Annotated in this window: 12 protein-coding genes and 1 tRNA gene; 10 read left to right on the top strand and 3 right to left on the bottom strand. The window is 71.0% G+C overall.

Annotated elements, in window-relative coordinates; translation table 11 throughout:
• Positions 1-210: 210 nt before the first annotated feature.
• Both ACZ5TL_RS17945 and ACZ5TL_RS17940 read right to left on the bottom strand, forming a co-directional pair.
• Positions 211-3387 carry an SUKH-4 family immunity protein gene (locus tag ACZ5TL_RS17945; protein ID WP_468590779.1) on the bottom strand — a complete coding sequence of 1059 codons (3177 nt, stop codon included), beginning with the start codon at positions 3385-3387 and terminating at the stop codon, positions 211-213.
• Positions 3388-3395: 8 nt separating this feature from the next.
• The gene (locus ACZ5TL_RS17940) at positions 3396-4430 is read right to left on the bottom strand and encodes an SMI1/KNR4 family protein (RefSeq protein WP_468590778.1); all 1035 of its coding nucleotides are present in this window, start codon (positions 4428-4430) and stop codon (positions 3396-3398) included.
• A 407-nt stretch (positions 4431-4837) separates the two neighbouring features.
• Here ACZ5TL_RS17940 and ACZ5TL_RS17935 point away from each other — a divergent pair, with 407 nt between their 5' ends.
• Both ACZ5TL_RS17935 and ACZ5TL_RS17930 read left to right on the top strand, forming a co-directional pair.
• Positions 4838-5425 (top strand): YwqJ-related putative deaminase, encoded by a 588-nt coding sequence (locus ACZ5TL_RS17935; RefSeq protein WP_468590777.1) that lies wholly within the window; start codon positions 4838-4840, stop codon positions 5423-5425.
• A 100-nt stretch (positions 5426-5525) separates the two neighbouring features.
• Entirely contained in the window at positions 5526-6020 is a 495-nt protein-coding gene (locus ACZ5TL_RS17930) for an SUKH-3 domain-containing protein (protein ID WP_468590776.1), read from the top strand.
• 124 nt (positions 6021-6144) lie between these two features.
• On the opposite strand, the gene ACZ5TL_RS17925 is transcribed toward ACZ5TL_RS17930, so the two are convergent.
• Positions 6145-7443, bottom strand: a complete 1299-nt coding sequence (locus ACZ5TL_RS17925) for a sensor histidine kinase (protein ID WP_468590775.1) — start codon at positions 7441-7443, stop codon at positions 6145-6147.
• Between the two features lie 167 nt (positions 7444-7610).
• On the opposite strand from ACZ5TL_RS17925, the gene ACZ5TL_RS17920 reads away from it, so the two are divergent.
• From ACZ5TL_RS17920 to ACZ5TL_RS17885, 8 genes are all read left to right on the top strand, one after another.
• Positions 7611-8483, top strand: a complete 873-nt coding sequence (locus tag ACZ5TL_RS17920; RefSeq protein ID WP_468590774.1) for a hypothetical protein — start codon at positions 7611-7613, stop codon at positions 8481-8483.
• A gap of 11 nt (positions 8484-8494) precedes the next feature.
• A tRNA-Gln gene (locus ACZ5TL_RS17915) sits at positions 8495-8565 on the top strand.
• Between the two features lie 125 nt (positions 8566-8690).
• The gene (gene glmU / locus ACZ5TL_RS17910; RefSeq protein ID WP_468590773.1) at positions 8691-10139 is read left to right on the top strand and encodes a bifunctional UDP-N-acetylglucosamine diphosphorylase/glucosamine-1-phosphate N-acetyltransferase GlmU; all 1449 of its coding nucleotides are present in this window, start codon (positions 8691-8693) and stop codon (positions 10137-10139) included.
• Positions 10140-10274: 135 nt separating this feature from the next.
• Positions 10275-11255: a ribose-phosphate diphosphokinase gene (locus ACZ5TL_RS17905; RefSeq protein ID WP_468590772.1), complete on the top strand. Its 981-nt coding sequence runs from the start codon at positions 10275-10277 to the stop codon at positions 11253-11255.
• Positions 11256-11479: 224 nt separating this feature from the next.
• Complete coding sequence (locus ACZ5TL_RS17900) at positions 11480-12073, top strand: 50S ribosomal protein L25/general stress protein Ctc (protein WP_468590771.1); 594 nt, start codon at positions 11480-11482, stop codon at positions 12071-12073.
• A 69-nt stretch (positions 12074-12142) separates the two neighbouring features.
• Positions 12143-12745: an aminoacyl-tRNA hydrolase gene (pth, locus tag ACZ5TL_RS17895; protein ID WP_468590770.1), complete on the top strand. Its 603-nt coding sequence runs from the start codon at positions 12143-12145 to the stop codon at positions 12743-12745.
• A 42-nt stretch (positions 12746-12787) separates the two neighbouring features.
• Entirely contained in the window at positions 12788-13291 is a 504-nt protein-coding gene (locus ACZ5TL_RS17890; RefSeq protein ID WP_468590769.1) for a hypothetical protein, read from the top strand.
• A 138-nt stretch (positions 13292-13429) separates the two neighbouring features.
• Complete coding sequence (locus tag ACZ5TL_RS17885) at positions 13430-14134, top strand: LPXTG cell wall anchor domain-containing protein (RefSeq protein ID WP_468590919.1); 705 nt, start codon at positions 13430-13432, stop codon at positions 14132-14134.
• The last annotated feature ends 59 nt before the right edge of the window (positions 14135-14193 follow it).

Genomic DNA, 14193 nt, shown 5'->3' with positions numbered 1-14193 from the left:
ACACTCCGCACAGAGGTCACGGGCCAATCGACCGGCCCGTACGGCCGTCAGCCCACGTCGCGCCCGCGGGCTCCTGGATGGTCGTGTCGATGCGGTGGTGTTGACGCGGTGGTGTTGATGGCGGTTGGACCGCACCGGCACCAAGAAGAGCCGGGCCCGGTCGTACGAGCGACCGGACCCGGCTCCTCACGGCACGTCAGCGGCGGTGCGTCACAGCAGCCCGTCCCACATCTGCTCCAGCAGCACCGACCACCAGCTCTCCGGCGACCCCAGCGCCGCCGGGTCGAGCGCGGCCAGCTGGGCCTGGAAGTCGACGGTCCAGCGGCCCGCCTGCTCCTGGTTCAGCCCGAACCTGAGCCGCCACATCCGCCCGAGCAGTGCCAGGCAGCGCGCGAACTCCGGCAGCCCGGTGTTCACGAACTGCGGCGGTACGGGCGCCCCGCCCGGCCCCGCCTCCACCGGCACGGCCACGATGTTCGCCGTGCCGTACTGCACGCACAGCGCCTTGCCGAAGTCGCTGCCCATCACCAGGTAGGAACCCGCGTCCGAGGCCGGCTGCACACCGCGCTCGGCCGCCAGCTCCGCCAGCGTCGGCACGGGCCGACCCGGCTGGGCCTGCGCCCAGAAGAACGGGCCCATGTCCATCGGCAGACCGGCCGCCACCAGCGTGTGCGCCACGACCGGCGGCACACCCTGCCGGGACACGGCGGCCTGCTCGAACCGGAACACCCCCGGACCGAACGCCGCCGCCAACTCCTGCGCGATGGCCTCCGGCGGGATCGGCGGCGCCGCGTGCACCGGCGGCAGCGGCGCCCGCGCCGGAGCCGGACGCGCCGGGCCGTCCGCCACCTGGTGCAACTCGCCCTGGTGGGCCAGCAGCTGCTGCATGCCCTGCTGCCGGCTCGTGTGGTCCGTGCCGTACGGCGCGATGCTCGTGATCCGCGCCTGCGGCCACTGCTCCCGGATCATCCGCGCGCAGTACGCACCCGGCAGCTCGCACGACTCCAGCTCGGTGTGCAGCTCCAGCACCTGGTCCGGAGGCACGTTCATGGCCCGCAGCTCGTGAAAGATCTGCCACTCCGGGTGCGGCGTGCCCGGCGCGGAGCGCCGGATCAGCTGCTGCTCGGAACCGTCCTGCGCGCGGTAGCGCAACACGGCCTGGTAGCCGGGACCGACCGTCGGCTGCCCGGTGGGCTGCTGCGGATAGCCGTACGCCGGCGGCTGCCCGGGGACGGGCTGACCGGGCGGGGGCATCGCGCCGGGCGGCATGCCTCCCTGAGGCATCGCACCCGGCGGCATGACGCCGGGCGGCACGGGTCCGGGCGGCATCGCGCCGGGCGGCACGGGCGGGGCGCCGGGCACGCCAGGGGCGCCAGGAGCACCCGGAGCGGCGGGCGGTGCGCCGGGAGCCTGCGGGGGCGGAGGCACGCCGGGGCCGCCCGCCGGGGGCGCGGCCAGCACGGTCTCCGCGTGGTGCACGGGCCCCGGGGCGCCGGGCGCACCCGGAGCACCGGGGACGCCGGGCGGATGCGGCGCGCCGGGAGGCTGGGGGGTACCAGGGGCACCCGGAGGACCCGGAGGACCCGGAGGCTGAGGTGTGCTCGGGCCCATCCGGCCAGGGTCGGCCAGCATCGTGGCGGCATGGTGGACGCCGCCCGGGGGCGTGCCACCAGGGGCACCGGGCGGGTTCGGGGCGCCGGGCGGCTGCGGCGCACCAGGGGGGCCAGGCGGGTTGGGAGCGCCCTGTGGCTGCTGCGGAGACAGCGGCGCACCGGGCCCCTGGGTAACCCCGGCGCCCAGAGAGCCCTCAGGGTTTCCGGCACCGCCGGCACCACCGGGACCGCCTGCTCCACCAGGCCCTTCAGGACCCGGACCACCCGGACCACCCGGACCACCCGGACCACCCGGACCACCCGGACCACCCGGACCACCCGGCCCGCCCGGGCCTCCGGACCCGTCAGGGCCCAGCGCCGACACCATCTGCGTCGGCACATACCCACCCGCGGGCGTGCCCGGCGCACCGGGCCCCGACGGCGGAGGGGTGCCGCCCGGCCGTGCACCCGGCGCACCGGGGGCCCCCGGCGGAGGCGGCGTGGACGGACCCGTGCCCCGCCCGCGCCCCGGCGGCGGAGCCGCCTTACTCGTCGCGGCGTCGGCGATGTCCCCGGCGTTCGGCGCGAGCGGCCGCCCGGGCACGCCCGGCCCGGCCGTCGGCTGCGGCCCGCCGGCGGGACCGGACCCCGGATACCCGTACGACGCCCCACCGGACGTGGGCGCGGGCGGAGGCGTCCCCTGCGAATCCCGCGAAACCTGCGCGGCCTGCGCGGCCTGCGCGGCCTGCGCGGCCTGCGCGGACTGCGGATAGCCGTACGGCTGCCCGGCAGGCGCCGGCGGAGGCGTACTCCCCTGCGGCACCCCACCCGGCCCCGGCACACCGGGAGCAGCCCCCGGCGGATAGCCGTACCCCGGCCCGCCGGAAGCCCCCGCACCCTGCGCGTTCGGGTCGTCGACCGCCGGCGACAGCGCCGTCGGCGGAAGCTGGCTGCCGCCCGACATCAGGGCCGTCTTGGCGTCGGACGTCGTCGACGGCGGCGGAGTGTCACCGTCTGCCTCACTCAGCGGCGGCGCGAAGACCGTCGCAGGCAGCGGCACGGAACGGTCGTCACCGGCATCGGCGTTGGTGTCCGTACCGGCCCAGGGCGTCGCCCCGGCAGACGCGGCCGGCGCTCCCGGAGTCCCGGAAGGACCCGGGTCGGTCTCCGGCCCGCTCCCCCCGGCGACCGGCCACGACGCACCGCTCCCCGGCGCGCCGGGCGCTCCCTGCCCGGGAGCAGCCGTCTCACCGGCCGAAGCAGCGGCCACCCCGGGGGCGGAACCCGGCTCGGCCCCGGGGACGGAACCCGCCTCGGCACCCGAAGCGGAAGCCGCCTGAGCACCCGCACCCGGACCCGCGCCCGACCCCACGCCTGCCCCCGAAGGCGCACCCGCCCCGGAACTCCGCCGGTCCGGAATCCCCAGCTTGTCCGCCGCGTCCTGCAACCATTCCGGCGGAGTCAGCAGGAAGGACGTCTGATTCAGATCCACCCGCGCGGCAGGAGCCGACGGCGCGGCCTCCTCCGCCCCGTCCGGACGGCCGTACTCCTCCTCGTACCGGCGGATCACCTCGCCCACCGGCAGCCCGGGCCACAGCGTCGCCTCACCGCTGTCCCGCGCGATCACCAGCCGCTGCGCGCCACCGTCCGACCGCGGCCCGTCCGCCCTGTCCTCGGCCCACACCACGAACCCGAGGTCGAACTCCCGCACCCGCACCTCACGATGCTGGTACGACGGCAGGTCCCCGTTGATCCACTCTTCCGCGCGCTCCTGCGCCTGCGCGAAGGTCACCATCGCTGAAGTCACTCCCCCACGGCCGAGGACGACACCGCGTCCACCGGCACCACACGCGCGAATCCGCCGTCCACCATCAGGTTCGCCACCGTCTCCAACTCCGGCGGATCGCCCGCCAGCCGCGACAGGAAGACGTCGAAGTCCTCCCCGCACGGCAGCAGCAGCCGCTCCACCCGCTCCGCCGGCGGCATCGCGGGATCCACGTCCCGCACGTCGTCGTACGCGCAGAACCACACGGACCCGATCCGGTCGCCCTTCACCTTCACGGCGAGAAGCCCGCCCTGGACGAAGGAGATCCCCAGGTAGTCCTTGGTCAGATGATCACGCAGGCACTTGTTGACATACACCAGGTCGTTGACCGCCGCCTCGTCGCGCACCGTGAAGAACGGCTGGTCGAGCAGCAGCCCCAGCTCCGCGTCCAGCGCGGCACCCACCGGCGCACAGCCGCCCGCCGCCTTCAGGAACGACCGGTACGCGCCCGGCAGCCGGTAGCCGAGGTCCTCCTCGACACCCTGCACCTGCGACTCGGTCACCGCCACACCCGACTTGGGCAGGCCGAAGTGCGCCGGCCGCGTCTCCTGCAACGGCCGCGTGCCCCGCTTGGCATGGTCGACGCCCGACGTCGCCACCCCGCCGTGATGCCGCAGCAGCGCCTTCACCTCGACCGGGACCAGCTCCAGCCGCCGCGTGCCCACCACGTGATGCCACGTCCAGCCGTGCGGCGTCGCCACCGCCGGCACCGTGTCCCACAACTCGTGCCCCGACGCCGACAGCGCCGTGTTCGCCGACACGTAGTCGGTCAGCCGCAACTCATCGACACCGAATCCCTCCGGCGGCTCCGCGATCTCCGCGGCCGCGCGCGCGTAGGGCGAGAAGTCGGGGTAGCCCCGCTCGTCGACCCGTACCCCTCTCGGGTGACGGGCCGCCCGGACCGGATCCGGGAAATGCACGACCTGCCCGGCGTAGGCCGCGTTCGGCGGCGCGGCGTGTCCCCCGGCCTGGCGGCCGGGAGGTGCCCCCAGCCCGAGCCGACCTGTCGTCATGGCGGTTGCCCCCTGCGGCACTCTGTACGACCCGTATTGACCACCGTTGGCGCACTACGGCCCGTATCGACTGTCACGTCTGCTGATGCGACTTCACTGAACTTCACTGAACTTCACTGAACTTCACTGCACTTCACTGCACCCGCGGCCTCCACGGATCACCCTCCGGATCACTGCATCGATCCCCGAACGGATCACCGCACGGCCCGCGGTCCCGACAGCCTATGCGGTACGACGACACCGGTCACCGGCACCGGCCGGCACCCCCTTCCGCATCCGTGACCAGCCGTCACCCCACCGTGACGACATGCCCCGCTCCGGGCGTGTCGCCGCGCCCCAGCTTCCGCACCAGCCACACCATTTGGCAGTCTGTGACCCCGGGGGGATGCACGGAGGGGTATACGATCATGAACGCGACACAGACGGGGCCACACACCGGCAGGTCCGCCGACCCACGAAACAGCGACCCACGAAGCGGCGACCCGCGAAACGGCAGCCCACGCGCCACCGACCCCCGAAGCGGCGACCCCCGCATCGGCTGGAGCGCCCAAACAGCCCACTCCCCCGTCCTCCTCCACCGCCGCGACGGCATCCTCCCCACCGTCGCCGCCGCCCTCTCCGTCCGCGGCGCCACCCTCACCGGCACCGCCGCCCGCGGCGACACGCCCCCCACCCTGCACCCCCTCGTCCAGGACTTCCTGGACACCCTCACCAGCGCCCAGCGCGACCGCTTCACCGGCCGCTGCGCCGAGACGATCCTCATCTCACGCCACATCGCCGCCGCCGACGCCGCCCGCAGCAAGCGCGCCGCACGCAAGCCCATGACCAACGGCGAGGCCCGCAAAGCCCTCAAGCAGGCCAAACTCACCACCCGACGCATCCGCGAGGACGGCGACCCCCTCCACGGCAGTTTCGCCACTCCCTGCCGCGCCTGCACCGCGCTCAGCGCCCACTTCGGCGTGCGCATAGTCGACCCGGCGCCCCGGAACGGCTGACGCCCCCGACTCCCCCCGCATACCCACACGCCACTCCCGCACGGCCGAAACCCCGCGGGCACCTCGCGCCACCCCGTGACCTCGACGAGACGAAGGGCAGATGCACACCGACCGCACCTCCTCCACCCGCTTCGCCGTACCGGTCGACGCCGCCCTGCGCGCCGCCGGATGGCAACCCGGACGCTGGGACATCAAGCAGGCCGAAATCTGGGCCGACGCCCTGCGCGACCACATCTCCCCCGCGGGCCACCGCCACACCGTCTTCCCCGCAGCCGTCGAGGCCTGGGCCGAATTCGGCGGACTCCACATCGCCCCCACCGGACCCGGCCGCCAGGTCGCCCCCGCCACCCTCCACCTCGACCCACTGCACGGCCTCCACATGGCCCGCACCCTTGGCGACCTCGGCCGCGCCCTCGGCACCCAGGTCTGCCCCCTCGGCGCCGAAACCGACAGCCAGGCCCTCCTCGCCATCGACACCGACGGCCGCGTCTACACCCTCGACCACACGGGCGACTGGTACGCCGGCGCCGACATCGACCAAGCCCTGGCCACACTCATAGCCGGCACGGAACCGGTACGCCTCACAGCAGGCTGACCCCCGGCCACACCGCGCCATGGGCTGCGGGGCACGGACAACGGAGCAGGCACGACAAAGCCACAGGCCAAGGGCAACGGGCGATGGAGCAGGCACGACAAGCCACAGGCCACGGACCACAGGCCTACGACGCCGGAATCACCGCCGACACCCGAAAACCCCCCGCATCCGTAGGCCCCGACACGAACACCCCGCCCAGCGCGGACACCCGCTCCTTCATCCCCACCAGCCCGTTCCCCCCGGACGGCAGCCGCGCCGACGACGCCGCCGCCTCAGGCGGCTCGTTCTCCACCTGCATCGCGATCTCCGACACCCGATGCGCCAGCCGGACATACGTCTTCGCCCCCGCCGCGTGCTTGTGCACGTTCGTCAACGCCTCCTGCACCACGCGATACGCCGTCTGCTCCACCTCCGGCGCATACGGCCGGGCATCCCCCTCCACCGCCAGATCGACCACCATCCCCGCCGCAGCCGACTGCCCCACCAACTCCTCGATCTCCGCCAGACACGGCCCCTCGTCATCGTCCGCTCGCGAGGCCGCCGCCACGGCAGCCACCCCCACCGCCGCCAACGGCACCGACGCGGCACGCTCACGCCGCACATCCCCACCACTGCGCAACACACCGAGCATCTCGCGCAGCTCGGTCAGCGCCTGCCGCCCCATGTCCCCCACGAGCGCGGCATTCCTGACCGCCTTCTCCGGATCCTTCCGCGCCACCGCCTGCAGCGCCGCCGCATGCACCACCATCAGACTCACCCGATGCGCGACGACATCGTGCATCTCCCGGGCGATCCGCGTCCGCTCCTCGTTCCGGGCCCACTCGGCCCGCTCCTCCGCCCGCTCCGCGAGCAACTGAAGCTCCCGCTCCAGACTGTCCGCCCGCTCCCGCAGACTCTCCATCAGCCGCCGCCGCGCCCCCACATACAGACCCAGCAGCACGGGAGGCGCCGTGAAGCCCAGCGACATCGTGATCGCCGCGAAGGGCACGAACCAGTCCCCTATGTCCAGGTCCCCGTGGGACATGTCCTGGCGTGTCTTCACGAACGTCACGATCAGCGTCCCCACCAGCGACATCCCCGCCAGCGAGACGATGATCCGCCGGGGCAGCTCGGCCGCGGCCAGCGTGTACAGACCGACGACGCCCATCAGAAAGCCCATCTCGGCGGGCGTGATCGCGACCGAGACCAGCACCACGACGATCGGCCACCGCCGCCGCACGAGCAGCACGGAACCGGCCACCAGCCCGAACACGACCCCCGCCGGCACCGGAATCCCGGCGTCCCTGGCGAAGGGGATCCCCTCCAGCGCGCACTCCAGCGCGGACACCACGGCCAGACCCACATCGAACACGGCACTGCGCCGTCTGGCCCACCACCACGGCCCTCCCCGGGCCGTCACATGGTCTTCCCCCGTTTCGGTCATGCCCACAGCCTAAAGGCGCCCCCCGCCCGCTTTCCGGTGAGTTTCCGGGACTGGCCTACACCACACTCCGTGACCGTTCGGCTGCGATACCGCCCGATATCCCTCGAACTGCTGAATCGCTCACCGTTCGACCCCGGAACCCTCCATTCCGCCCGGGCGGTATGCGTATGACACATGCACCTGGCAAATTCGCCGACTTCGAGGGACTGCGGGAGAGGGCGGTGACTCTGCGGCGCGCAGGGCTGAGCCGGCGCCAGATCCGTGACCGGCTGCACGTCGACAACAACGACATCCTCAACCGGCTACTGGAGGGCGAACCGCCACCGGAGTGGACCAAGCACCCGAACGCGAAGGACGACCTGCGGGAGAGGGCCAGGGAGCTCCGCCTCCAAGGCTGGACGTACGATCAGATCCAGGTGGAGCTCGGTTGCTCGAAGAGTTCGATCTCGCTGTGGGTGCGGGATCTACCGAAGCCGGATCGCAGACGCGGCACCGAGGAGGCGTCAGCGATCGCGAAGCGTGGGTGGGAGGCCACCATGCGCCTGCGCGACGAGGAACGACAGCGCACCAAGGAGGCCGCCCGTCGGGCCGTCGGCAAATTGTCAGAGCGAGAACTGTTCCTCCTGGGCGTGGGCCTGTACTGGGCCGAGGGCGGCAAGGGCAAGCCCTACGATCGTCGCGAGAACGTCTGCTTCGTCAACAGCGACCCCGGCATGATCCGGGTCTTCCTGGCCTGGCTCGACCTGCTGGGCGTGGAACGCGACCGCCTGCGCTTCGCGGTGATGATCCACGAGTCGGCCGACGTGGCCGGCGCCGAGATGCACTGGGCCGACCTCGTCGGCGCTGAACGCTCCGCGTTCAACAAGACGACGCTGAAGAGGCACAATCCGAAGACCCGCCGCAAGAACGTCGGCGATTCCTATCGGGGTTGCCTGGTCATCAAAGTCCTGAAGGGTGCCGATCTGTACCGTCGCATCGAGGGGTCCTGGTACGGCATAGTGGAGTCCGCACGCGAGGCCGATCTTCCAAATCGGATATAGCGCGCACTCTATCCCGGATCGTCTAAGGGTAGGACAAACGGTTTTGGTCCGTTGAATGAGGGTTCGAATCCTTCTCCGGGAGCCCACAGAGCACACCAGCTCGGTTCGCGGCCTGACCGATCAGTCCCCGGTCAGGCCCCACCCCCCCAAAACCCCCCGGTATCCTGCGGATGTCACCCCACCCCATCCACAGCCGAAGGGCATCCCGTGAGCGCCAACCGCCCGGCAGCCGTCGTCGTTCTCGCAGCGGGTGAGGGCACCCGTATGAAGTCGGCCACACCCAAGGTCCTGCACGAGCTGTGCGGCCGCAGTCTCGTCGGGCACGTGCTCGCCGCCGCGGGCGAGCTGCGGCCCGAGCATCTGGTCGTCGTGGTCGGCCACGCCCGGGAGAAGGTCACCGCCCATCTCGGCGCCATCGCCCCCGAGGTCCGGACCGCCGTACAGGCGGAGCAGAACGGCACGGGGCACGCCGTAAGGATGGGCCTGGAGGAGCTGGGCGGGTCCGTCGACGGGACCGTGGTCGTCGTGTGCGGGGACACTCCGCTGCTGACCGGCGCGACCCTGCAGGCGCTGTCCGCCACGCACTCCGCCGACGGCAACGCGGTCACCGTGCTGACCGCCGAGATGCCGGACGCGACGGGGTACGGGCGGATCGTGCGGGATGACGCCACCGGTGCCGTCACCGCCATCGTCGAGCACAAGGACGCCACCGAGGCCCAGCGGTCGATCCGTGAGATCAACTCGGGTGTGTTCGCGTTCGACGGGCAGTTGCTGGCCGAGGCGCTGAAGAAGGTGCGGACGGACAACAGCCAGGGCGAGGAGTACCTGACCGATGTGCTGGGGATCCTGCGTGAGGCCGGGCACCGGGTCGGGGCGTCCGTGGCGGGTGACCACCGGGAGATCGCCGGCATCAACAACCGTGTGCAGCTCTCGGAGGCCCGTCGCATTCTCAACGACCGGCTGCTCACCGAGGCCATGCTGTCCGGTGTCACGGTCATCGATCCGGCGACCACCTGGGTCGATGTCACGGTCACGTTCGAGCAGGACGCCGTCGTCCACCCGGGCACGCAGCTGCACGGGTCGACGCACCTCGGCGAGGGCGCGGAGGTCGGGCCCAACTCCCGGCTGACCGACACCCGTGTGGGTGCCGGTGCGCGTGTGGACAACACGGTCGCGGTGGGCGCGGAGGTGGGTCCGGAGGCGTCTGTGGGGCCGTACGCGTATCTGCGTCCGGGGACCCGGCTCGGGGCCGGGGGCAAGATCGGTACGTACGTGGAGACGAAGAACGCCTCCATCGGTGAGGGGACGAAGGTGCCCCATCTCTCCTATGTCGGTGACGCGACGATCGGTGAGCACTCGAATATCGGTGCCGCGAGCGTCTTCGTGAACTACGACGGGCGAGAGAAGCACCACACGACCATCGGTTCGCATTGCCGTACGGGCTCGGACAACATGTTTGTGGCGCCTGTCACGGTGGGGGACGGTGCGTACACCGCTGCCGGGTCGGTGATCACGAAGGATGTGCCGGCCGGTTCGCTGGCTGTGGCCCGTGGTCAGCAGCGGAATATCGAGGGTTGGGTGGCTCGAAAGCGTCCGGGGAGCGCGGCTGCGAAGGCGGCGGAGGCGGCTTCCCGGGAGTCGGCCGCCGAAGGCTGACCGGAAACCGGTGCCTCGAACACGGCGTACGGTGATAAGTGCATACCCGCACCCCCACCAGCTGAGACGGCCTCCGGCAAGCCGGCTGCGAGGTCTCTCGACACCCAGCTGCGACACCTCTGAGGAGACAGTGCTGTGACCGGGATCAAGACGACCGGCGAGAAGAAGTTGATGTTCTTCTCCGGCCGCGCCCACCCCGAGCTTGCGGAGGAGGTCGCCCAACAGCTGGGTGTCGGGGTTGTCCCGACGAAGGCCTTCGACTTCGCGAACGGTGAGATCTATGTGCGTTATCAGGAGTCGGCGCGTGGTGCCGACTGCTTCCTGATCCAGAGCCACACGGCTCCGATCAACAAGTGGATCATGGAGCAGTTGATCATGATCGACGCGCTGAAGCGTGCGTCGGCCCGGTCCATCACGGTCATCGTGCCGTTCTACGGTTACGCGCGGCAGGACAAGAAGCACCGTGGACGTGAACCGATTTCGGCGCGTCTGATCGCGGACATGATGAAGGCCGCGGGTGCGGACCGGCTCCTGACCGTGGATCTGCACACGGACCAGATCCAGGGCTTCTTCGACGGTCCGGTGGACCACCTGTTCGCGCTGCCGCTGCTGGCGGACTACGTGGGCCGGAAGGTGGACCGGCAGAAGCTGACGGTGGTGTCTCCGGACGCGGGCCGGGTGCGGGTCGCGGACCGCTGGTGCGACCGGCTGGGCGCGCCGCTGGCGATCGTGCACAAGCGGCGGGACAAGGATGTCGCGAACCAGGTCACCGTCCACGAGGTCGTGGGTGAGGTGGAGGGTCGCGTGTGTGTCCTGGTGGACGACATGATCGACACGGGTGGGACGATCTGTGCGGCTGCGGACGCCCTGTTCGCGCATGGTGCGGAGGACGTGATCGTGACGGCGACACATGGTGTGTTGTCCGGTCCGGCTGCCGACCGCCTGAAGAACTCGCGGGTGAGTGAGTTCGTGTTCACGAACACGCTGCCGACGCCGGGTGAGCTGAGCGGGGACCTGGACAAGATCTCGGTGCTGTCGATCGCGCCGACGATCGCGAACGCGGTGCGTGAGGTGTTCGAGGACGGTTCGGTGACGAGCCTGTTCGACGACCAGTAGGAGTCCCCGGCCGGGGCCCTGTAGATCGTTTTGGGTGCGGCCTCCCTCGCCGAGTAGACTGCTCCAGTTGCTCGGCGAGGGAGGCCGTTTCCTGTTGTGCGGGATGCGGTGGTCCGTTATCGACGCGCTCTTCGTAGCAGGCCGTTCGTGGCCGGGTGACCTCCCCCAAGCTCCAAGGAGCAGGGGATACCCCCACCGTTTCTGACTTCGAGGAGTGAGTGTTTATGTCCGAGGTGAAGATCTCCGCCGCGACGCGCACCGAGTTCGGCAAGGGTGCCGCGCGCCGTATCCGTCGTGAGGACAAGGTTCCCGGCGTGCTGTACGGCCACGGTTCGGACCCGCTGCACCTGACCCTGCCGGGGCACGACCTGCAGATGGCGCTGCGTACGGCGAACGTGCTGATCGCGCTGGACATCGACGGCAAGACGAACGAGCTGGCGATTCCGAAGGCCGTGCAGCGTGACCCGCTGAAGGGTTTCCTGGAGCACGTGGACCTGCAGCTGGTGACGCGTGGCGAGCAGGTCAACGTCGAGATCTACGTCCACACCGAGGGGGAGCTGGCTCCGGGCGGCAACCTGCTGGAGCACGTGCTGAACGCGCTGCCGGTGGTGGCCGAGGCCACGCACATCCCGGAGTCGGTGACCGTCTCCGTCGAGGGTCTGACGGCCGGTGACTCCATCCTCGCCAAGGACATCCCGCTGCCGAAGGGCACGACGCTGGACGTCGAGGAGGACACGGTCGTCCTGCAGGTCCTGGCCGCGCAGGCCGAGGAGGCCCGGGAGGGCGAGGAAGAGGGCGGAGAGGCCGCCGAGGCCTGATCCTCCGCGTCGTCGTTTCGTCGGCCGCTGTTCCCGTGCGGGGCAGCGGCCGACGCGTATGAAGGAGACATGGACGTGACGACCGATGCGGCGGCTCCCTGGCTGGTGGTGGGGCTGGGCAATCCGGGGCCGGGGTATGCGGGGAACCGGCACAACGTGGGCTTCATGGTGGCCGATCTGCTGGCGGATCGGGTTGGGGGGAGGTTCAAGCGGGCCGGTAAGGCGCAGGCGCAGGTGGTCGAGGGGCGGATCGGGCCGCCGGGGCCGTCGAACCGGCGGGTGATTCTGGCGAAGCCGATGTCGTACATGAATCTGTCGGGTGGGCCGGTGAACGCGTTGCGGGACTTCTACAAGGTGCCGGTGGGTCATGTGGTGGCGATTCATGACGAGTTGGACATCGATTACGGGATGCTGCGGTTGAAGCTGGGGGGCGGGGACAACGGGCACAACGGGTTGAAGTCGATGACGAAGGCGTTCGGGTCGGATTATCACCGGGTGCGGTTCGGGATCGGGCGGCCGCCGGGGCGGATGCCGGTGGCGGATTTCGTGCTGCGGGACTTCTCGTCGGCGGAGCGCAAGGAGCTGGACTACTTCGTGGACCGGGCGGCTGATGCGGTGGAGTGTCTGGTGATCGAGGGGTTGGAGCGGGCGCAGAGTACGTACAACTCCTGACTTGTCGCCCGCCGAGGTTGACGGGTCGTTCAGGCATGGCCAATGATCCCGGCCATGCCTGCCACTGCCATCTCTTCTCGCCGGGCCTCGGCCGTCGCGCTGCGGTTCGGGCGGTTCGTGGCGATGGGTGCGGTCGCGGTGCTGATTCTGATCGCGGGTGTGTGGGCGTCGTGGGGTTCGGCGCAGCACGTGATGCTGACGAAGGGCCGGGAGCGGGGCACGGTCGATGTGACGCGGTGCGGGGCTCAGACGTGCTCGGGCCGGTACTCGCCGTTGTCGGAGGGTTCGCAGCCCCGGCCGCGGGTGGTTCTGGAGAAGTCGGTCGCGGTGGAGCGGGGCCGGGCCTACACGGTGGTTCTGAAGCCGGGCGGTGATGAGGCGGTGCGTTCGGGTCCGGCGGGGGTGCTGTACGCGTGGGTTCCGCTGGGTGGTGCGTTGTTGCTGGCGTCGGTGGTGGTGGCGGGCGGGCTGCTGAGGACGCGGGCGGCGTGGGTGCTGGCGTTGTCGGGGGTGGCGTTGCTGACGGCGGCTTTCGTGACTGTCTGAGGGTTGTGGCGTTCTCTTCTTTTTGTGGAGGGGGCGAGTGTTGCCGGTTCGTGATTGACGGGCCGCGGGGCGAGGCTGGAAGCTGAGCCGCCCCCTCCACATCTTCCCGCTCACTTCTCGAAGATGGACTACCTGCTCATGCGAACCCTCTCGCGCCTCGGCGCTGTCTGCGCCGCCGCTTCGGCGGTTCTTCTGCTCGCTCCGGCCGCCCACGCCACTCCGCCCGGTGACAACGGCACGGTCAAGATCCATGACGCCTCGACGGGTGAGGAGCTGCGCCGCAACGAGCCGCACGTGTGCGCCTTCTATCTGGACGCTTTCGGTTTTGACGGCGGTCAGGAGGTGGACTGGCGCATCGATGCCATCCCCCCGAGTGAGAACAAGGGGGAGACGGTGAAGTCGGGCGAGCTCACGCTGGATGAGCAGGGTCACGGCCGTAGTGAGGACCTGTCGCTGCCTGACGGGCACTACAAGCTGTTCTGGACCTTCGACGGTGCGAAGGACGCCGCCAAGCACAAGGTGTTCTGGGCGGACTGCGAGGACGAGCAGGAGCCCGGTGGTTCGTCGCCGTCCGGGTCGGCTTCCGTGTCGCCTTCGCCGGGGGCGTCGCAGGTGCCGTCGGGTGAGCCGGGGGCGTCGGCGTCCGCGGGCTCGTCTCCCGGTTCGTCGGCCGGGGAGGGTGGTCAGGCGTCCTCGTCGCCGTCCCCGCAGGGCGGTGCCGGTGGCGATCTCGCCGAGACGGGCAGTTCGGCCCCGGTGGGTCTGCTGTCCGGTGTGGCGGCGGTGCTGGTCGCGGGTGGTGGGTTCCTGGTGTGGCGTCGCCGCGGGGTCTCTCGCGGCTGACGCGGAACGCGCCGTGCCCCCGAGCCTGTACGGGCTCGGGGGCACGGTTGTGTGCGGGG

Source organism: Streptomyces sp. NPDC033136, from assembly GCF_055578235.1.
This window is presented reverse-complemented; position numbering and strand designations above follow the sequence as displayed.